Raw genomic sequence first — 20,243 nt, 5'->3', positions numbered from 1 at the left:
GAACCAATGTCCCAGACCACTGTTGCGTCACCTGTAAAACGTGCGCTGCCGCCGCTTATGCGCCTGACCGACGCTGCTGCCCAGCAGCTAGCCCATTTGTATAAAACTGCTCACGCAGGTCAGCTTCTGCGTATTTCGGTCACGACCAAGGGCTGCTCTGGCAAAGCCTATGATATGGAATTTGTAGAAGCCCCCAGCGCAGGCGATGAGGTCATAAAAGACAAAGACCTCACGTTGCTGGTAGATCGGAAAGCCACTTTATTTCTGATCGGTTCAGAAATGGATTTTCGTCAGTCTGATTTTGAAGAAGGGTTTGTCTTCATTAACCCGAACGAGAAAGGCCGTTGCGGCTGCGGTGAGAGCTTCCATGTGTGAAGCCACAAACCGCTTCTACTTCGGCTGACCATAGAAACTGGTCAATAACCGTTACACTACTCACTGTGTAACCCGCACTGTGAAGCCCGGAGGCATCTTTTGCCAATGCTGCCGGGTTACAGCTGACATAAATAACAGTTTTCGGTTTTCCCATTGTTAGCTGCATCATTTGCAGCTTTGCGCCTGCGTGGGGTGGGTCAAGCACCACAACAGCAGCCGCAGTCAGGTCTTTGCTCATAATCGGTTGGCGGTTCAGGTCACGGCAGGATGCTGTGACTCGTGTGCCGCCGCTCCCCGCTTTCAGCGCAGAGGCTGCGGAGGCATAGCCTTCATAAGCCAGCACGCGGGCGTGGTTGGCTAACGGAAAACTTAACGTACCGCAGCCTGCATAGAGTTCAATGATGGTGTCGCGCTTGCCCAGTTTTTTAGGCAGCGCATGAACAACAGCTTGCTGAATCCAAAGCTCACTTTCTGCCGTTGCCTGTAAAAATGCACCGGCAGGAGGAGAGACTTCTGCGTCGCCAAGCTTGTGACGCACACTTCCGCGTTGCGCGACGTTTTCCGCTTCGCCGTTTCCAGACTGCGGCTTCCAACTGATTCGGGGAATAGACAGCAATTCCGCTAATGCGGCCAGTCGTGTTCTGTCACCCGTTGTCAGGGAATGGTCTGTGGACAACAGAACATCCAGCCCCGAATCGAGGACGTTAAGCTGGATGTCACCCGACTGCCTCAATCCTTCCAGACTTCTCAAACCGTCACGTAAAGCTGGTAGAGCGTTTATTATGGTCGGATGAAGAACCAGGCACGATGTCAGATCGACAACATCGGAACTATTACGTGCGTGTAAGCCGAGCAGAATGGCTTTCCCCTGCCGCCGTATAGCCAGATCGGCCCGGCGACGGGAGTGGGGCGAAACCTGAAAATCTTGCGGGTTGGGACTGTCTGTAAAACCTGCTTTTCCCAAAGCGGCTTTAACGCGATCAACCTTCCATTCCAGCAGGGCAGCGGGTCGCATGTGCTGCAAAGTACATCCCCCACATTCGCCAAAAAGCGGACAGGGTGGTTCGACACGATCAGGGGATGCTGTCAGGATTTTATCAAGTACCCATCGCCCGGCACTGTTCTGTAACCGAACAACTTCGCCAGGGAGGGTGAAGGGTACATGCACGATGCTGCCATCAGGCAGACGCGCACCACCGTCACCTTGTGCGCCAAGGTAAGCAATGGTGGCATCGATTGTTGTGGGCGTAGCTGGCCCGTTTTCCGCGATGGACACCGTTAATGCAGCTTTACGGCGTCTTCCTCGGTGACGGAAACATCTGCCGTTGGTGCGGGAAGATCAGCAAGCACAGTGGTGCGACGTGGCAGAAGCATGAAGGATGGAACCTCCGTGCCGAAGCCTACGACATCACCCGCTGGCATGGGCGGAGCTTCATCCCGGTTGTTGCGGCGATCGCGCTGTGGACGCTGCGCATTTGCGTTGCGCTGCGGCTGCTGGTCATGTTGCGGGGCAGCGGGCTTGTGCGGAGTACGCTCCTGCTGTTCGGCAGACGAATCGCGCTGCGGCTGCTGGCGGCCTTGAGTCCGGTTACCGCCGTTTGTGTCAGATGTGCGGGAGTCACGGCTCTGTCTGTCTTTATCACGCCGGTTGTTGGCGTTACGAGGAGGCCGCTTTTCGTCCGACCAGTCCAGTTGCTCAACACCATCAATTGTCAGGCGGGGAATCGGTTTGCCCGTCAGGCTTTCAATCGCATCCGCCAGATTTTTGTCATATGGCGTTGCCAGACTGTAAGCATGCCCTTCACGGCCAGCACGCCCTGTCCGGCCAATGCGGTGCACATAATCTTCGGCATGGAAGGGCAGGTCGAAGTTAAATACGTGCGACAGGCCGCCAATATCGATCCCGCGCGCTGCCACGTCTGAGCAGACAAGTACTTTCAGTTCACCGTTCTTGAACTTCTCAAGTGTTGTGAACCGAACAGATTGCGGCAAGTCACCATGCAGAGCGCCAACAGCAAAACCATGCTTGCTGAGTGAGCGCGTTAGCACGTCAACATCGCGCTTTCGGTTACAGAACACGATGGCGTTCTGCATTTTAGGGTCACGTAGCAGGCGACGGAGTGTGTCGCGCTTGCTGTATTCATCCACAATAACCAGCCCGGCTTCAATCGTCGTGGCGACGGAGGAAGCGCGAGAAACCGTTATTTCCTTAGGCGCATGCAGGAAAGCATCTGCTAGTTGCCGAATGGCCGGGGCCATGGTGGCAGAAAAGAAAAGGGTCTGGCGGTTGGCTGGCAGCAACCCGACAATTTTTTCAATGTCGGGAATGAAGCCCATGTCCAGCATGCGGTCTGCTTCATCAATGACCAGAATACGTGTCTGCGTCATTAGCAGACCGCCACGTTCAAACAGGTCAAGCAGACGGCCGGGTGTCGCAATCAGAACATCGACGCCACGGTTCAGCACATCTTTCTGATCAGCCATGCTCTCGCCACCAATCAGCAGAGCATGGGTCAGTTTCAGATATTTGCCATACTGAACAAAGTTCTCAGCGACCTGAAGTGCCAGTTCGCGGGTGGGCTCCAGAATCAGGGAGCGCGGCATACGGGCACGTGCTCGCGAATCGGAAAGAATTTCGAGCATTGGCAGCGTAAAGGACGCAGTCTTGCCTGTGCCCGTCTGGGCAACGCCCAATACGTCCCGTGCCATCAGAATGGCCGGAATGGCCTGCGCCTGAATGGGGGTGGGGTGCGTATAACCCATATCTGCAATCGCGCGCAGAATAGGCTCGGACAATTCAAGATCAGCGAAGGTTGGCTTTTTTTCCGTATCGTCTTCAGCAGGAACGTCTGCAACCGGAGCCACAGCAGGTTCAGCCGCCACATTTTCTGGCTGTGCTGGTTCTACAGCCGCAGCCTCAACAGGCTGTGCCTCGGCTACAGGCGTGTGTGTGGGGGCGTCTTCCTCGACAGCGTCGGAAGCAGCGACCGTTTTTTTGGCCCGTGGCGCGCGTTTGGTGCGCGGGGCGGATGTCGTTACTGCTTTTTTCCGGGTGCGTCGCGGTTTGGGTTCTTCTTCCGTGACGGCATCTTCAGCTGGAGCATTTTCTTCAATTACCGCAGACGTTTCGACGTCTGTTGCTTCAGGCACACTCTCGGCTTTCGCTTTGGTTGTGCGGCGTCGGCGTACGGGTTTTTTGACAGGTTCAGCGTCTACCGGCGCATCCTGCCCCGTATCAGACACATCAATGCCGCTCTCTACGGTGACGTCAGAGGCTGCCGCAGCCGTGGTTTTGCGGCTACGTGTTGTTGTTCTGCGGGGGCGGGCGGGGGTTTTTGCTGTCAATATGCTCTCGGGGATGCTTCAGTCGTTTCTCAGCATGGACCGACTGGCCCTATGTTTTTCCCCGCGCCAACAATGTGGCGCTAAGGTCATAAACTGAAGCCGGTCAGGCGCATGCTCCGATAAAGGGATTTTGCTGGAGAATCAAGTTTTCCTGATCTTCCTGCTGATTTTACAGGAAAGGATGGCCTAGTGCCGCAACCAGAATGGTAAGAAGCCCTAGTGCCACAATGACCAGTATCTGATTACGGATCGAGTCGAATGTGGCAGGTTGAGGGCGGATTGCCCTGCGGGCTTTCTGGTAGGGGCCCATCTGAACGCGTACAAACAAAGCCGCCATAATCAGACCCAGCAGTTGCATGGCGTTTGTTGTCCATGGTGCGTGAGCAAAGCCACCTTCATGAATAATCATCAGCCAGCCGGTAATCAGAACGGTCGGGATAACGTGCATCAGCATGCGGAAAAAGCGGCCAAGCGTCTGTAAATGCACGGAATTGCGCTGTGTTGAATCCAGCAGCGAAAGGCTGGGGCGCAGGATGATGGTGGCGTAGGCTGCCCCACCTATCCAGACAACAATGCTGATAATATGGAGCGCAAGGATAAGGCTCCACAAAATGGAATGAGGCATGCGAACTCCGCTTAACTGAAAAATATGGCCGACTCTTATGACATAGGCGCGCTGACGAGCCGGGAAAGGCTCAAAAGCGCTCGACTTGATGTCTGATTGCCAAGCACAGGACGTGGGTGCAAGTCAGTAATCAACAGCTTTGCTCATAGCTCTGCCTTGCAGGAGGGTCACATGACTGGTTCCATACCGTCTTCGCTCAGTGTCTATACCCCAGCAGAAATGGGCCTGATTGATCGTCAGGCCTCGGCATTGGTGCCGGTAGAGGCGCTGATGGATGCGGCCGGTCGGGCGGTGGCGCGGGCAGTAAGACGCTATTTCAAACCCTGTAGAGTGTTGGTGGCCTGCGGGCCTGGTAACAATGGGGGAGATGGGTTTGTTGTCGCCCGTTATCTGACGGATGCTGGTTGGCCCGTCAGTGTGGCGGAAATGGTGGCACCCTCACCAGACTCGCCAGCCGAGAAGGCTGCGGCGCTGTTCCGAGGCCCAAGAGTTCCTTTTACTGTTGAGGAAGCCAAACGGACAGATCTGGTTATTGATGCGGTGTTTGGTGCGGGTCTCAGTCGTGATGTGACAGGCCTTCCAGCCGAAATTCTGGCCGCGGCTCGTCAGGTGATCGCAGTGGACATTCCATCCGGCATTGACGGCGAGACAGGGCAGGTGAGGGGATCAGCCCCCCATGCAGCCATGACCGTCACTTTTGTGCGCTTCAAGCCGGGGCATCTTCTCTATCCGGCTCGAGGTTACATGGGGCGGCTGGTTCTGGCGGATATTGGTATGCCAGATGCGGTGCTTGAAGAAGTACCGGCTCGCACATGGCAGAATGAACCCGGCCTCTGGCACCTTCCGGTCCCTGGGCCGGAAAGCCATAAATATACGCGCGGGGTAGTCAGTATCTGCGCGGGTGCGTCGATGCCCGGTGCAGCGCGCCTTTGTGCCGGTGGGGCCAGGGCAGCTGGGGCAGGGCTTGTTCGTGTCGCCGCAGGCGAGGCCGCGCCAGCTTACAGGTTTGGTGCGCCGGGGCTTGTGGTTGATGATGCGCCTTTGCCCGAACTTCTGGGGGATAATCGTCGGGCTGTGTGGGTCTGCGGGCCAGGGCTTACCGAATCAGATGTGGCGGCCACCCTTCCTGCACTTATTGCGGCAAAAAAAACCATTCTTGCGGATGCTGGGGCCTTATCCGCTTACGCCGGTAAACCTGAGCAGCTTCGCGGTGCGTCGGTTATGACGCCCCATAGCGGAGAGTTCACCAAATTGTTCGGGCCGCCAGGGAATAATCCACCACAGGCCGTACGAGACGCTGCGCGCTTCATGGAATCGGTTGTGGTGTTGAAGGGCGCTTCTACGCTGATTGCGGCACCGGACGGCAGGCTGGCCATAAATAATCATGCGAGTCCCGCGCTGGGAACCGCTGGTTCAGGCGATACACTATCTGGTGTGATTGCTGCATTGCTGGCCGCAGGTATGTCTGCGTGGGAGGCAGCGTGTGCTGGTGTCTGGTTGCATGGAGAAGCCGGAATACGGGCTGGATCATGGCCAATTGCGGAAGATCTTGACCTTTATCTGGGTGCTGCGCGAGAAAAAGCGACCCAAATGCAGTCAGAATGTAAGAGATATGCAAAGGGCATCTTGCCGGGAGCCACGCTCTAGGTTAAGTGCTCGCAACCTGTGACGGGGTTTTATATCGTGCGGGTGTGGTGGAATTGGTAGACACGCCAGATTTAGGTTCTGGTGGCGCAAGCCGTGGGGGTTCAAGTCCCTCCACCCGTACCAATTGACTTTGGTGCCCCCGTCCTGTTTCCGCAGCGCCTTTCGGCATGATGCGGGTGTTTAAGTTTGTACCGAAAGGAAGGCCTGGCCGATGCAGGTTACCGAGACCCTTTCCGAAGGGCTGAAGCGTGGTTTTACCATTACGATTCCGGCAGCAGAAATTGAGAAGAAGCAGGATGCTCGCCTCAAGGAAGTTGCCGCAAGCCTGAAACTGCCGGGCTTCCGCCCAGGCAAGGTTCCGGTGTCTATCGCACGTCAGCGCTATGGTGCAGGTGTTCGCGGTGAAGTGCTTGAGCAGGCCGTTTCTGAAGCCCTGCGCTCCACGCTGGATGAACGCGGTCTGCGTCCTGCTGGCCAGCCCCAGGTTGATCTCGTTTCCGGTCAGGACGAAGGCAAGGATCTTGAATTCAAGGTCGAAACCGAAATCCTGCCAGAAATCACTGTGCCAGATCTGTCCGATCTGTCTCTGACCCGCCTGAAAGCTGCTGCCAGCGATGAAGCAATCGACAATGTCGTTGCTGACTTCGCAAAGCGTCAGCGTAGCTTCGAAACGATCACGGAAGATCGTGCCGCCGTGAAGGGCGACGTGGTTAGCGTTGATTTCGTTGGTAAGCGCGATGGTGTGCCGTTTGATGGTGGCACGGCTGAAGATGTGAATGTTGAAATTGGTGGTGAAGGCTTCATCCCCGGTTTTGCAGAGCAGATCGAAGGCATGAAGGCTGGTGAAGAAAAAATCATCACCGTCACGTTCCCGGAAAACTACGGTGCGGAAGAACTGGCTGGTAAAGAAGCTACTTTCGACATCAAAGTGCGCGAACTGAAAAAGCCGGTTGACGCTCCGATTGATGACGAACTGGCCAAGAAGCTGGGTTTTGAAAACCTTGAGCAGCTTCGTGATCTGGTGCGTAAGCAGATTGAAAGCGAATACGAACAGCTTTCTCGTCTGCGTATCAAGCGCGAACTGCTGGATGCTCTGGCTGTTAAAACCGACTTCCCGGCACCGGAAAGCATGGTTGATGCCGAATTCAACCAAATCTGGCAACGCGTTGAAGCCGACCGTAAAGCGGATCAGCTTGATGACGAAGACAAAGGCAAGGACGAAGAAACCCTACGTTCTGACTATCGCAAGATTGCCGAACGCCGCGTAAAGCTTGGTCTTCTGCTGGCTGAAATTGGCCGTAAGAACGCAATCACGGTTACTCAGGATGAACTGGGTCGTGCGATGCGGGCTGAAGCCATGCGCTATCAGGGGCAGGAACAGCAGGTGTTCCAGTTCTTCCAGAACAACCCTCAGGCAATTGAATCGCTTCGCGGTCCAATTTTTGAAAACAAGGTTGTTGATTATCTTATTGAACTCGCGAAAGTGGAGGACAAAGAAGTCACTCCGGAAGAGCTTTCGGACATACCCCCGGCTGATATCTGAGAAATTTATGTCCCGCCAGTGTGAACTGGCGGGACACTCTTTTTCAGACTGTTTTTCTTTTCCGGGGTGGCATCTTGCCACTTTATCTCTATCTTGAATAAGAGCGCTCTGACTGGCATCCGTTTACTGAACGGGGGTCGGGTAGGGTAAATGCAGGTTTTTTACGGGAATGACTAACATGAGGGATCGTGATCCCGTTGAGATTTTCAGCAACGCTTTGGTTCCTATGGTGGTCGAACAGACCTCACGGGGGGAGCGGGCATTCGATATCTATTCCCGCCTGCTTCAGGAGCGGATTATTTTTCTGACAGGTCCTGTCTATGATCAGGTTGCCTCTCTTATTTCCGCACAGCTTCTTTATCTTGAGAGTGTGAACCCGACGAAGGAAATTTCCTTCTACATCAACAGCCCGGGTGGAGTCGTCTCTGCTGGCCTGGCAATTTATGACACCATGCAGTACATCCGCAGCCCGGTCAGCACTGTGTGCATCGGTCAGGCAGCCTCTATGGGGTCATTGCTATTGGCTGGTGGTGAAAAAGGGCATCGTTATGCTCTGCCCAATGCACGCGTAATGGTGCATCAGCCTTCTGGTGGTGCACAGGGTCAGGCCAGTGATATTGAAATTCAGGCTAAAGAAATCCTGATTATCCGTCAGCGCCTGAATGAAATCTATCGTGAACATACCGGCCAGACGCTTGAGGATATCGAGCAGAAGCTTGAGCGTGACAGCTACATGTCAGCTGAAGAAGCGCAGTCTTTCGGTATTGTTGATAAGGTTATCAGCCACCACAAGGCAGCAGAAGAAACTGGAAAAAAGGACAAAGACCATCCTTAATCTGGTGCATACCAACACCCCTGTTATAATGCAGGGGTGGTCTGTCGTTAGAAAGGCAGATAAAATCTGGAATACGGCTCTCGGTTGTCTGAGGCCAGGGATGATCGAGGGAGTGGGCTTATGAACGCGAAGTCCGGTGATTCCAAAAATACGCTTTATTGCTCTTTCTGCGGTAAATCGCAGCATGAAGTGCGTAAGCTTATTGCTGGGCCAACCGTTTTCATCTGCGATGAATGCGTGGAATTGTGCATGGATATCATCCGTGAAGAGCACAAAACCACGTTGGTCAAATCGCGTGAAGGCGTCCCCACACCCAAGGAAATCTGCAAGGTTCTTGATGATTATGTGATTGGGCAGTTTGAGGCCAAAAAGGTTCTCTCTGTTGCCGTGCATAACCATTACAAACGGTTGACGCAGTCTGCGAAAAATAATGACGTTGAGATTGCAAAATCCAACATTCTTCTGATCGGTCCGACGGGGTCAGGTAAGACGCTGCTGGCGCAGACGCTTGCCCGTATTCTTGACGTGCCGTTTACCATGGCCGACGCCACGACGTTGACTGAAGCTGGCTACGTTGGGGAAGATGTTGAAAACATCATCCTGAAGTTGCTTCAGGCGTCAGACTACAATGTGGAACGGGCGCAGCGCGGTATCGTCTATATCGACGAAATCGATAAAATTTCCCGTAAATCTGATAATCCCTCCATCACGCGTGATGTGAGTGGTGAAGGTGTACAGCAGGCATTGCTGAAACTGATGGAAGGCACGGTTGCTTCTGTTCCTCCGCAAGGTGGGCGTAAACATCCGCAGCAGGAATTCCTTCAGGTCGATACCACCAATATGCTGTTTATCTGCGGCGGTGCGTTTGCCGGGTTGGATAAGATTATTGCAGCGCGCGGTAAGGGCACCGGTATCGGGTTCGGTGCAGATGTTCGCTCCCCGGATGATCGGCGTATGGGTGAAATCCTGCACGATGTCGAACCGGAAGATTTGATGAAGTTCGGTTTGATCCCCGAGTTTATTGGTCGTCTGCCAGTCCTCGCAACTTTGGGCGATCTGGATGAAGCAGCGCTGATCCGTATTCTGACTGAACCTAAGAATGCATTGGTTAAGCAGTATCAGCGCTTGTTCCAGATGGAAGATGTGCAGTTGTCCTTTACGGATGATGCACTGAAAGCCATTGCTGATCGTGCCATTAAACGGAAGACGGGTGCTCGCGGTCTGCGTTCCATTCTGGAAAGCATCCTGATGTCCACTATGTTTGATCTCCCTGGGTTGGATAATGTGGAAGAAGTGGTTGTAAACCGCGATGTCGCGGATGAAAAAACCAGTCCCGTTTATGTCTATGGTAAACGGAAAGAAGCTCCAGCAGAGCAATCAGCCTGAAAAACGGCGTAGAAGTAACCAGCAGCCAGCGATCAGAAATGATCTGCTGGCTGTTCTTTCTGTGTAACCCATTGTGAAATGGGGCGTTCGTAACGACATAGTAGAAACAGGCACTTCCGGGTGCCTCTACGGGCCCAGGGGTATGCCGCAGAGCGGGTACTCGGCCTGGATCGTCCTTGAAGGAGGTCATGGTTATGGCTGATAATGAAAAACCACCAGTAAAACGTAAGCGTAAAACACCGGCCAAGGCTCCGGTCGAAAATCAAGCAACCCTCACCACGTCAGTCGAGGCTGTTGCTGATGATGCCAAGTCAGCTTCACCTGTTCAGCCGCAGAAATCTGATCGTGTAGCTGTGTTGCCGCTACGCGATATTGTTGTTTTCCCCCACATGATTGTGCCGCTGTTTGTGGGACGCGAGAAATCTGTCAAAGCGCTAGAATCTGTTACACGTGATGATCGACAGATCCTTCTTGTTGCGCAGAAAGATGCTGCTCAGGACGATCCAAGCGTCGAGGATGTTTATCGCTTCGGGACGGTTTCAACTATCCTGCAACTGCTTAAGCTGCCAGACGGCACGGTGAAAGTGTTGGTCGAAGGTGTGCGCCGCGCAAAAGTGAAAGCGCTGCATGACGTTGACGGCCATTTTGAAGCCGAGATTGAAGAAATTAAGGAAGATCCCGCCGTCGGCGCTGAAGCCGAGGCTCTTGGTCGTTCCATCGTTTCTCAGTTCGAACAGTATATTAAGCTTAATAAGAAGATCGCGTCCGAAGTTCTGGTGTCTCTTAACCAGATTACGGACCTGTCTAAGCTTGTTGATACAGTTGCCAGTCACCTGAACCTCAAGATTTCTGAAAAGCAGGAAATTCTTGAAGCGCCCTCCGTCATGGAGCAGCTGGAAAAAGTCTTCGCACATATCGAGGCCGAAATCGGCGTATTGCAGGTTGAAAAAAAGATCCGCAATCGTGTGAAGCGCCAGATGGAAAAGACCCAGCGCGAGTACTATTTGAATGAGCAATTGAAAGCCATTCAGAAAGAACTGGGTGAAGGCGAAGACGGAAAAGACGAAACCACCGAGATTGAAGAACGTATTGCCAAAACCAAGCTTTCAAAGGAAGCGCGGGAAAAGGCGATTGCAGAACTGAAAAAGCTGCGTGGCATGAGCGCCATGTCAGCCGAATCGACAGTGGTGCGTAATTATCTGGATTGGCTGCTGGGCATTCCCTGGAAAAAACGCACCAAAGTGCGCCACGATCTGGGTGAAGCCGAAACCATTCTTGATACCGACCATTACGGGTTGGATAAGGTCAAAGAACGTATTCTGGAATATCTGGCCGTGCAAAGCCGGTCCCAGAAGCTGAAAGGCCCGATTCTATGTCTGGTTGGGCCTCCGGGTGTTGGTAAGACCTCTCTTGCACGGTCCATCGCCAAGGCAACCGGGCGGCATTATGTCCGTATGTCTCTGGGCGGCATGCGTGATGAAGCTGAAATCCGCGGTCACCGTCGGACCTATATTGGCTCCATGCCCGGCAAGATTATTCAGGGAATGAAGAAGGCCAAGGTTTCCAACCCGCTCTTCCTGCTTGATGAAATCGACAAGCTGGGGGCTGACTGGCGCGGAGATCCGGCTTCTGCGTTGCTGGAAGTGTTGGACCCGGAACAGAACAGTACGTTCGCGGATCATTATCTGGAAGTGGATTATGATTTGTCAGACGTCATGTTTGTGACGACGGCAAACAGCCTGAACATGCCGCAGCCTCTGCTTGATCGTATGGAAATCATCCGTCTGTCTGGCTACACAGAAGACGAAAAGGTGGAAATCTGCCGTCGCCATCTGATCGCCAAGCAGGGCGAAGCGCATAACCTGAAGCCGGACGAATGGTCGATCAGCGATGATGCCCTGCGTGATCTGATCCGTTATTACACTCGTGAAGCCGGTGTCCGTAGCCTCGAGCGGGAAATTGCGAATCTTGCTCGTAAAGTGGTGAAAGAGATTGTGACGGGGAAAGCCAAGAAAGTGGCCATCACCGTCAGGAATCTGGAAAAGCTGGCAGGTGTTAAGCGCTATCGCTACGGCGAGACAGAAGCCGAAGATATGGTCGGTATTGTCACTGGGCTGGCATGGACGGAAGTGGGTGGGGAAATCCTGACCATTGAAAGCGTCATGGTGCCGGGTAAGGGCGGTATTGTCGAAACCGGTAAGCTGGGTGACGTCATGAAGGAGAGCGTGTCTGCTGCGTTCTCTTATGTGCGCAGCCGCGCGACGCGCTTTGGTGTGGTGCCGACTCTGTTTGATAAACGGAGTTTCCATGTCCATGTGCCTGAAGGTGCGACTCCTAAAGATGGTCCATCGGCCGGTGTTGCTATGGCAACGGCACTGGTAAGCGTGCTGACAGGAATCCCTGTTCGGCGTGATGTTGCCATGACGGGTGAAATCACACTGCGGGGTCGCGTTCTGGCGATTGGTGGCTTGAAAGAAAAGCTTCTGGCAGCAGTGCGCGCTGGTATTCGCACGGTCTTCATCCCGAAAGACAACGAGAAGGATCTCGCGGAAATTCCTGAATCCGTGAAGAAAGATCTGGAAATCGTTCCTGTCTCTCATGTGGATGAAGTTCTGATGCGTGCGCTGGTACGTCAGCCCCAGCCGATTGAGTGGGAAGACGTGCCCGAAGCCGTTCCGGCTGCGGAAGGGGTAAAGCCCGTTTCCGTCCTGCCGCATTGAGTGAAAAAACATTCTGTCGCGTAAGTTTGTCCTAGATCAGTTGACGTGACGAAAAACGGCTGCATAGTGCGACCGGGAAGCGGAGAGGCGGACGAACCCGCCCGCCGCGCCACTAATGAGATAGATATAAAGAAAGGCGTAATATGGAGAAGCCGCTTAACAAGCAGGAACTCGTTGCGGCAGTAGCCGACGAAGCAGCCCTGCCCAAGGCGAAGGCTGGCGAAGTGGTCGACGCCGTATTCGGAGCGATTGAAAAAGCTCTGTCTCGTAAGCAGGAAGTCCGTCTGGTTGGGTTCGGTACGTTCGTAACTGCTACGCGTAAGGCGGCTAAGGGTCGTAACCCGCGTACGGGTGAAGAAATCGACATTCCTGCTTCAACCTCTGTCCGTTTCAAACCGGGCAAGGCACTGAAAGACGCTGTAAGCTAATTTCTTCAAAGAAATTAAGTTTTTAGCGAAAAGGCGGCAAAACCTTCAAAAAAGGGGTTGCCGCCTTTTTCAATTTATGACACATAAGCGGCGGGCGATTAGCTCAGCGGTAGAGCGTCTCGTTTACACCGAGATGGCCGGGGGTTCGATCCCCTCATCGCCCACCATCTTACTGTTTTTAAATGGTAAGATCCCACGAGAGAATGAGCACTCTCGATTTCCTGATGAGACAAAAAACCAGTTATTTTCCCGGAATAAACTGGCTTCCCAAGTAATCACGTGAAAGTGGCCGTAACGACCGCCTTTCGGGCATGGTTGTTCGTGGCACTTGGGGGTAGGCTGCGCGCATGATTTTTGGTCTACGCGACCTTTTTCGTGCAGGAGTAGCCGATGCAGTCTGTTCTGGGTGATTACGCGCCAGTCCTTATTTTTGGCGCGCTCTCGGTTACTATTGCAGCCGCTATGCTGGGTATTGCACTGTTGAGCGGCCACCAAAAACCATACGCAGAAAAAACCACGGCTTATGAATGTGGCTTTGAGGCGTTTGATGACGCCCGCCGCCGTTTTGACGTGCGGTTTTATCTGGTTGCCATCCTTTTTATTATTTTTGATCTGGAAGTCGCGTTTCTGTTCCCGTGGGCGGTCAGCCTGTCCCGCATCGGCTTGTTTGGGTTCCTGTCGATGCTGGGCTTTCTGAGCGTTCTGGGTATTGGCTTCCTGTACGAGTGGCGCAAAGGCGCGCTGGACTGGGATTAAGGGGAAAGCGCCTATGTCTGCAAATTCACATGAAGATGCTGTTCTCTGGAACCGTGAGGCTCTGCCACCAGGGCCAGAGCAGGATGCCGTCGTGCGCGGCATTACAGGGGCCATAGCCGAAAAGGGCTTTGTTGTTGCCAATCTGGATAAACTGGTCAACTGGGGCCGTACAGGCAGCCTGTGGCCAATGTCGTTCGGTCTGGCGTGCTGTGCGGTCGAGATGATTCACGCCTATATGCCGCGTTACGATCTTGACCGGATGGGTATTATTCCACGTGGGTCACCCAGGCAGTCTGATGTCATGATTGTTGCTGGCACACTGACCAATAAAATGGCCCCTGTGTTGCGTCGCCTGTATGAGCAGATGGCTGAGCCCCGGTGGGTCATTTCTATGGGCTCCTGCGCCAATGGTGGCGGGTATTACCACTACTCCTATTCCGTAGTGCGTGGGTGCGACCGCATTGTTCCGGTGGATGTCTATGTGCCCGGCTGCCCGCCGACCGCAGAAGCGCTGATTTACGGCATCATGCTGCTGCAAAAGAAAATTCGCCGCACGGGGACCATTCTTCGTGGCTGAACTTCCAGTAAACCCGCAACAGAACCGCTTGCAGGGGCAGGTCGGTTCCATGGCTTTTACGCTGGCAACCTCTTTGCCTGACATCCAGTCAGCCTCTGTTGAAAAAGGGGAACTGGTTGTGCGAACGGTGAGGGATCAGCTTCTGCCGTTAATGCAGATGCTGCGAGATGATCCACGCTATCGTTTTGAGCAGCTTATGGATTTATGCGGTGTTGATTTTCCAAGCCGCGCAGAACGATTTGACGTGGTCTATAATCTGCTGTCGGTCTCCCATAATCAGCGCATTCGCGTGATTATAACCACCGATGAGCACATGCCTGTTCCATCCGTGCATCATCTCTGGCCTTGCGCTACGTGGTGGGAGAGGGAGTGTTATGACCTGTACGGGGTCATTTTCTCTGGCCAACCAGATCTGCGTCGTATTCTGACCGACATTGGGTTCGAAGGGTTCCCGTTGCGGAAAGACTTTCCGCTGACCGGCTATGAGGAAGTGCGTTACGACGTCGAGCTTCGGAAAGTGGTTAAAGAACCCGTTTCTTTAACGCAGGATTTTCGAGATTTCGATTTCGTTTCACCATGGGAAGGCATGCTGACGCTTCCGGGTGACGAAAAAGCACATGAAGTCAGACAGGGTATCAAGAGGACCCGAGGATGACAGACATGAAACCGGTAGATACGTCGACCATCGAAGAGTCTTTCATTCAGAAAGATATTCCCGAAAGCCTATTGCCAGAGCAGGCGCTTCAGAATGGCGAAAGACGGACAGTCGAAATTGACTCTCATGCCCTGAACTTTGGTCCCCAGCATCCGTCCGCGCATGGTGTGTTGCGTCTTGTTCTGGAAATGGAGGGCGAGGTCGTGGCGCGTGCTGTGCCACATATCGGTCTTTTGCATCGTGGCACTGAAAAACTGATAGAATACAAAACCTATCACAAAGCTCTGCCCTATTTTGACCGGCTTGATTACGTCTCTCCCATGTGTGAGGAGCAGGCGTTTGCACTGGCGACAGAAAAACTTCTGGGCATAGATATACCCGAACGCGCCAAATGGCTGCGGGTCATGTTTGCAGAAATAACGCGTATTCTAAACCATATTCTCAATATCACAGCCATGGGGCTGGATTGCGGTGCGGTAACACCCGCCCTGTGGGGATATGAAGAGCGTGAGAAACTTCTGGAGTTTTACGAAGCAGCCTCTGGCGCCCGTTTCCATGCCAATTATTTCCGTCCCGGTGGTGTTGCACGCGATATCCCGGCTGATCTGGAAGACCGGATTGGGGCATGGACGAAAGAATTCCGTGCATGGATTGACGACCTTGAAGGGTTGTTGACGGGAAACAGAATTTGGAAACAACGCACGGTTGGTATCGGTGTTTTCACAACGGAGCAGGCTTTGGCGTGGGGGTTTAGCGGCCCTTGTCTGCGTGCATCTGGTGTGCCGTGGGATCTGCGGCGCAGTCAACCTTATGACAATTATCACAAGGTTGACTTCAAAGTGCCTGTGACACGTCAGGGTGATTGTTACGATCGCTATCTTGTTCGCATGGAAGAAATGCGGGAAAGCGTGAAAATTATCGAGCAATGTCTGACACAAATTCGTCCCGGTGCCGTGAAGGTGCAGGACCCCAAATTCACGCCTCCGCCCCGGGCAGACATGAAGCGCTCCATGGAAGCGCTGATCCATCACTTCAAGTTGTTTAGTGAGGGCTATCATGTCCCACCCGGAGCAACCTATACCGCAGTTGAAAGCCCGAAGGGCGAGTTTGGTGTCTATCTGGTGGCAGATGGCAGCAACAGACCTTATCGCTGCAAGATAAGGCCTACGGGCTTCTCGCATTTGCAGGCTATTGATGAACTGTCCCGTCGCGCCATGCTGGCCGACATGGTGGCGGTTATCGGCTCGCTTGATCTTGTGTTTGGGGAGGTGGATCGTTGAACACCCCATGGAAACCGGCAGAGCAGCCGGAACAATTTACGTTTGATGCAGAATCAGAAGCGGAAATTGTAAAAGTTCTGAAGAAATACCCGGAAGCACGAAAAGCCAGTGCTGTCATGCCCATACTTTACATCGCCCAACGGCAGATGGGGCGTGAGACCGGGAGTGCGTGGGTGCCTCTGGTCGCGATGGACGAAATTGCCAAACGTCTGGATATGGCGCCCATCCGTGTGTATGAGGTCGCGTCTTTTTACACCATGTATAATACACGCCCCATAGGGCGGTATCACCTTCAGGTCTGCACTACGACTTCATGCTGGTTGCGTGGTTCAGATGCTGTTGTGCAGGCTTGCAAAAAAGCTACTGGTATCAACAATGTTGGTGAAACCAGTGAAGATGGCTTGTTTACGCTGACGCAGGTTGAATGTCTGGGTGCCTGCGCCAATGCCCCTATTCTTCAGGTCGATGACGATTTTTATGAAGATATGGATGGCCCCAGCACGGAGGCACTCATCGCTGCGTTACGGACGGACGAACGCCCTGCGGCAGGCCCTGTGACTAATCGCTGTGGCTCCGCACCGGAAGGTGGACGCAAGACATTGCTTGAAACGCCGGAAGCGGCGTCTGAAAACCAATAGGAGAGACGGGCATGTTGCAGGACAAAGACCGGATCTTCACTAATCTGTATGGTCAGGACGACTGGAAGCTGGCCGGTGCCCGTAGACGCGGTGACTGGGATAATACGGCTGATATTCTAGCCAAAGGGCGGGATGCTGTTGTCGCTGAAATGAAAGCGTCCGGTCTGCGCGGGCGTGGCGGGGCTGGCTTCCCGACAGGGCTGAAATGGTCTTTCATGCCCAAGCAGTCAGATGGGCGTCCCCATTATCTGGTGATCAATGGGGATGAGTCAGAACCAGGCACATGTAAAGACCGTGAAGTCATGCGGCACGAGCCGCACAAGCTGATTGAAAGTGCGTTGATTGCGTCATTCGCAATGGGGGCACATGCGGCTTATATTTATATCCGCGGCGAATTTTTTCGTGAAGCAGAGCATCTTCAGTATGCAGTTGATGAAGCTTATGAAGCTGGCCTGATTGGCAAAAATGCGTCTGGTAGCGGCTGGGATTTCGATTTCTACATCCATCGTGGTGCAGGGGCTTACATCTGTGGCGAGGAAACAGCCCTGCTTGAAAGCCTTGAAGGCAAAAAAGGCCAGCCACGCATGAAGCCGCCTTTTCCGGCTGGTGTAGGGCTTTATGGTTGTCCAACCACTGTAAACAATGTCGAAAGTATTTCTGTCGCATCTACAATTATGCGGCGTGGTGGGGCATGGTTTGCTGGTTTGGGGCGTCCCAATAATACCGGCAGCAAACTGATGGCTATTTCAGGTCACGTGAATACGCCTTGTGTTTTTGAAGAAGAGCTTGGCGTTCCGCTGAAGGAAATTATCGAAAAACACGGCGGCGGTGTGCGCGGGGGGTGGGATAATCTGCTGGCCGTTATTCCCGGTGGCTGTTCTGTTCCTGTGTTGCCAAAGTCAATCTGCGAAACCGTGCTGATGGATTATGACAGCTTACGCGCCGAACGGTCCGGTTTGGGCACGGCCTGCATGATTGTCATGGATAAATCGACCGATATTATCGAAGCAATCGCCCGTTTTTCACGTTTCTTCAAACATGAAAGCTGCGGCCAGTGCACGCCTTGCCGCGAAGGCACTGGCTGGATGATGCGGATGATGGACCGCATGGTGCAGGGGCGTGCCGAGCTTGATGAAATTGATCTGCTTGAACAGGTTACCCGGCAAGTGGAAGGCAATACCATCTGCGCGCTGGGGGATGCTGCGGCTTGGCCTGTTCAAGGCTTGATCCGCCACTTCAGGCCGGAAATGGAAGCCCGTATTCGCCAGTATAAAGCAGCGCTTGGTTCAACTGGCTTGGTGCAGGTGCCTGCGCACGGCATCCCAGTGGCAGCGGAGTAAGGCCCATGGTGAGGGTAATAGTTGACGGCACACCGGTTGATGTCGCTCCGGGTTCTTCTGCGCTGCAAGCGTGTGAAGCCGCCGGAAAAGAAATACCGCGTTTCTGCTACCATGAACGTCTGTCCGTAGCAGGGAACTGCCGCATGTGCCTGGTGCAGGTTGTGCGTGCGCCAAAACCCGTTGCATCCTGCGGTTTCCCTGTGTCTGAAGGAATGGAAATTCTGACGGATACAGAAGTGGTGCGCCGTGCGCGTCGCGCGGTCATGGAATTTCTGTTGATCAATCATCCGCTTGATTGCCCCATCTGTGATCAGGGCGGGGAATGCGATTTGCAGGACCAGGCTTACGGTTACGGCACGGGTATTTCGCGGTATCAGGAAGATAAGCGGGCAGTAACTGATAAAAATCTGGGACCGCTGGTTAAGACGGTCATGACGCGGTGCATCCAATGCACACGCTGTGTTCGGTTTTCGACCGAGGTTGCAGGGACGCCGGAACTGGGAATGGTGTCCCGGGGTGAAAATGCGGAAATCACCACCTATGTCGAAAAAGCACTGACATCCGAGCTTTCTGGCAATCTGATCGATATCTGCCCGGTTGGTGCGCTTACCGCCAAACCTTCAGCCTTCCATGCCCGATCATGGGAATATAAGAAGACCGACAGTATTGATGTCATGGATGCTGTCGGTACCAACATTCAGGTGCAGGCTCGTGGCGGCGAAGTCATGCGGATTGTGCCTCGCGTCAATGACGAGGTAAATGAAGAATGGCTGTCAGACAAAGGCCGTTTTTCTGTTGATGGCTTAAAGCGGCGGCGGCTGGACCGTCCGTGGGTGCGTGTACACGGCAAGCTGCATCCGGCATCGTGGCAGGATACATTTGTGTCTTTGGCACGCAGACTGGATGGTGTGACAGGTGACCGTATCGGGGCCATTGCCGGAGACCTCTGCGATGCCGAAAGTCTCTGTGCGCTAAAAGATCTGATGGTGGCCCTCGGGTCATCAAACATTGATTGTCGGCAGGATGGCGCCTGGTATGACACAAGCGCCCGCGAGGGCTATCTTTTCAATAGCGATATTGTCGGACTGGACGATGCAGACGCATTGCTGCTGGTGGGGGCAAACCCGCGGCATGAAGCGCCAGTGCTCAATGCCCGTATCCGTAAGCGGTTCCTCCATGCCGGGCGGGGCGGTTTTCCAATAGCATCGATTGGCGGTTTCCCAACGGACCCTACCTATGACGTGACGGTCCTAGGGGAAGGGCCTGATGCGTTAACGGGGTTGCTTGATGGTTCGAGCCCCTTTGCTGAAACGTTGAAGAACGCAAAGCGCCCCATGATTATTCTGGGCCATGCAGCGCTGACCCGACACGATGCTGAAGTTGTTTACAAAGCCTGCCGTCAGCTAGCTGAACAGGTTGGTGTTGTGAATGATGGCTGGAACGGTTTCAATGTTCTGCATACAGCAGCATCCCGCGCTGGTGCGCTTGATCTGGGCTTTCTCCCCGGTTCACACGGGTTGGCTGCAACCAACATGCTTCGTGGAGGCGTAGATATTCTGTGGCTTCTGGGAGCAGATGAATTCCCGATCGATAAAATCGGCCCGGATACATTCGTTATTTACCAGGGGCATCATGGGGATGCAGCAGCGGCACGGGCAGATATTATTCTCCCGGGTGCAGCCTATACGGAAAAGCCGGGTACGTATGTAAACACGGCCGGCCGTGTGCAGCGGTCGTTCCGTGCGGTCTTCCCTCCGGGCGAGGCAAAGGAAGACTGGCGTATTCTTCGCGCATTTTCAGAAGTCGCAGGTCACACGTTACCTTACGACACTCTGGAAGCGTTGCGTGCACGTATGGCCGCGGTCAATCCGGTGTTTGCGCACATCGGAACGGTTGAAAAATCACCAGCCGGGCTTGCACGCTTGTCAGACGGATCTCCGACAAATGTGCCGGGTGACTTCGGCTCGGGAGAGTTTCGTCCGCTTATTCATGACTATTATCAGACCAATCCTATAAGCCGGGCCAGTCCGACCATGGCGGAATGTTCGCGTGTTTATGCCCCAGCACACGCAGTGGCAGCGGAGTAAAGGCTA

At 53.9% G+C, this 20,243-nt stretch carries 17 protein-coding genes and 2 tRNA genes; 16 read left to right on the top strand and 3 right to left on the bottom strand.

All coding sequences use genetic code 11. From position 1 onward, the window contains the following. Positions 1–6: 6 nt before the first annotated feature. Positions 7–375 (top strand): HesB/IscA family protein, encoded by a 369-nt coding sequence (locus Abin_RS03110; RefSeq protein ID WP_048844902.1) that lies wholly within the window; start codon positions 7–9, stop codon positions 373–375. Here Abin_RS03110 and Abin_RS03105 read toward each other — a convergent pair. The 3 genes from Abin_RS03105 to Abin_RS03095 all read right to left on the bottom strand — a co-directional run bounded on the left by Abin_RS03105 (position 323) and on the right by Abin_RS03095 (position 4,345). Beyond that, positions 323–1,651 (bottom strand): class I SAM-dependent RNA methyltransferase, encoded by a 1,329-nt coding sequence (locus Abin_RS03105; RefSeq protein WP_255319303.1) that lies wholly within the window; start codon positions 1,649–1,651, stop codon positions 323–325. The two genes, Abin_RS03110 and Abin_RS03105, sit on opposite strands and share 53 nt — an antisense overlap. Before the next feature lie 2 nt (positions 1,652–1,653). Continuing rightward, a complete protein-coding gene (locus Abin_RS03100) occupies positions 1,654–3,720 on the bottom strand; it encodes a DEAD/DEAH box helicase (RefSeq protein ID WP_048844901.1) in 2,067 nt (688 codons plus the stop codon). A gap of 169 nt (positions 3,721–3,889) precedes the next feature. Continuing rightward, positions 3,890–4,345, bottom strand: coding sequence for a CopD family protein (locus tag Abin_RS03095; RefSeq protein ID WP_048844900.1), 456 nt, complete (start codon positions 4,343–4,345; stop codon positions 3,890–3,892). 171 nt (positions 4,346–4,516) lie between these two features. Here Abin_RS03095 and Abin_RS03090 point away from each other — a divergent pair, with 171 nt between their 5' ends. From Abin_RS03090 to nuoG, 15 genes are all read left to right on the top strand, one after another. After that, positions 4,517–5,992, top strand: coding sequence for a bifunctional ADP-dependent NAD(P)H-hydrate dehydratase/NAD(P)H-hydrate epimerase (locus Abin_RS03090; RefSeq protein ID WP_048844899.1), 1,476 nt, complete (start codon positions 4,517–4,519; stop codon positions 5,990–5,992). A gap of 38 nt (positions 5,993–6,030) precedes the next feature. After that, a tRNA-Leu gene (locus Abin_RS03085) sits at positions 6,031–6,115 on the top strand. An 88-nt stretch (positions 6,116–6,203) separates the two neighbouring features. Beyond that, the gene (gene tig / locus Abin_RS03080) at positions 6,204–7,535 is read left to right on the top strand and encodes a trigger factor (protein WP_048844898.1); all 1,332 of its coding nucleotides are present in this window, start codon (positions 6,204–6,206) and stop codon (positions 7,533–7,535) included. Between the two features lie 169 nt (positions 7,536–7,704). Then, positions 7,705–8,370 (top strand): ATP-dependent Clp endopeptidase proteolytic subunit ClpP, encoded by a 666-nt coding sequence (clpP, locus tag Abin_RS03075; protein WP_174766843.1) that lies wholly within the window; start codon positions 7,705–7,707, stop codon positions 8,368–8,370. Positions 8,371–8,490: 120 nt separating this feature from the next. Further along, positions 8,491–9,756: an ATP-dependent Clp protease ATP-binding subunit ClpX gene (gene clpX, locus Abin_RS03070; protein ID WP_048844897.1), complete on the top strand. Its 1,266-nt coding sequence runs from the start codon at positions 8,491–8,493 to the stop codon at positions 9,754–9,756. Positions 9,757–9,950: 194 nt separating this feature from the next. Continuing rightward, positions 9,951–12,476 (top strand): endopeptidase La, encoded by a 2,526-nt coding sequence (lon, locus tag Abin_RS03065; protein ID WP_048845021.1) that lies wholly within the window; start codon positions 9,951–9,953, stop codon positions 12,474–12,476. A gap of 143 nt (positions 12,477–12,619) precedes the next feature. Continuing rightward, the gene (locus tag Abin_RS03060; RefSeq protein WP_006559067.1) at positions 12,620–12,904 is read left to right on the top strand and encodes an HU family DNA-binding protein; all 285 of its coding nucleotides are present in this window, start codon (positions 12,620–12,622) and stop codon (positions 12,902–12,904) included. A gap of 92 nt (positions 12,905–12,996) precedes the next feature. Continuing rightward, positions 12,997–13,071: transfer RNA gene (locus Abin_RS03055), tRNA-Val, on the top strand. A 223-nt stretch (positions 13,072–13,294) separates the two neighbouring features. Next, positions 13,295–13,660, top strand: a complete 366-nt coding sequence (gene ndhC / locus Abin_RS03050; protein WP_048844896.1) for an NADH-quinone oxidoreductase subunit A — start codon at positions 13,295–13,297, stop codon at positions 13,658–13,660. Positions 13,661–13,673: 13 nt separating this feature from the next. Beyond that, positions 13,674–14,237: a NuoB/complex I 20 kDa subunit family protein gene (locus Abin_RS03045; protein WP_048844895.1), complete on the top strand. Its 564-nt coding sequence runs from the start codon at positions 13,674–13,676 to the stop codon at positions 14,235–14,237. Then, positions 14,230–14,892, top strand: a complete 663-nt coding sequence (locus Abin_RS03040; protein WP_048844894.1) for an NADH-quinone oxidoreductase subunit C — start codon at positions 14,230–14,232, stop codon at positions 14,890–14,892. The genes Abin_RS03045 and Abin_RS03040 overlap by 8 nt, the downstream gene beginning before the upstream one ends. Positions 14,893–14,897: 5 nt before the next feature. Beyond that, a complete protein-coding gene (locus Abin_RS03035) occupies positions 14,898–16,172 on the top strand; it encodes an NADH-quinone oxidoreductase subunit D (RefSeq protein ID WP_371862213.1) in 1,275 nt (424 codons plus the stop codon). Further along, positions 16,169–16,810 (top strand): complex I 24 kDa subunit family protein, encoded by a 642-nt coding sequence (locus tag Abin_RS03030; protein WP_048844892.1) that lies wholly within the window; start codon positions 16,169–16,171, stop codon positions 16,808–16,810. The genes Abin_RS03035 and Abin_RS03030 overlap by 4 nt, the downstream gene beginning before the upstream one ends. A gap of 11 nt (positions 16,811–16,821) precedes the next feature. Continuing rightward, positions 16,822–18,150: an NADH-quinone oxidoreductase subunit NuoF gene (gene nuoF, locus Abin_RS03025; RefSeq protein ID WP_048844891.1), complete on the top strand. Its 1,329-nt coding sequence runs from the start codon at positions 16,822–16,824 to the stop codon at positions 18,148–18,150. Positions 18,151–18,155: 5 nt separating this feature from the next. Further along, positions 18,156–20,237: an NADH-quinone oxidoreductase subunit NuoG gene (gene nuoG, locus Abin_RS03020; RefSeq protein WP_048844890.1), complete on the top strand. Its 2,082-nt coding sequence runs from the start codon at positions 18,156–18,158 to the stop codon at positions 20,235–20,237. Positions 20,238–20,243: the final 6 nt, after the last annotated feature.

It is taken from the genome of Acetobacter indonesiensis, from assembly GCF_000963945.1.
Classification (GTDB): Bacteria; Pseudomonadota; Alphaproteobacteria; order Acetobacterales; family Acetobacteraceae; genus Acetobacter; species Acetobacter indonesiensis.
The sequence above is the reverse complement of the archived record's forward strand: the minus strand, read 5'-3'. Positions and strand labels throughout refer to the sequence as shown.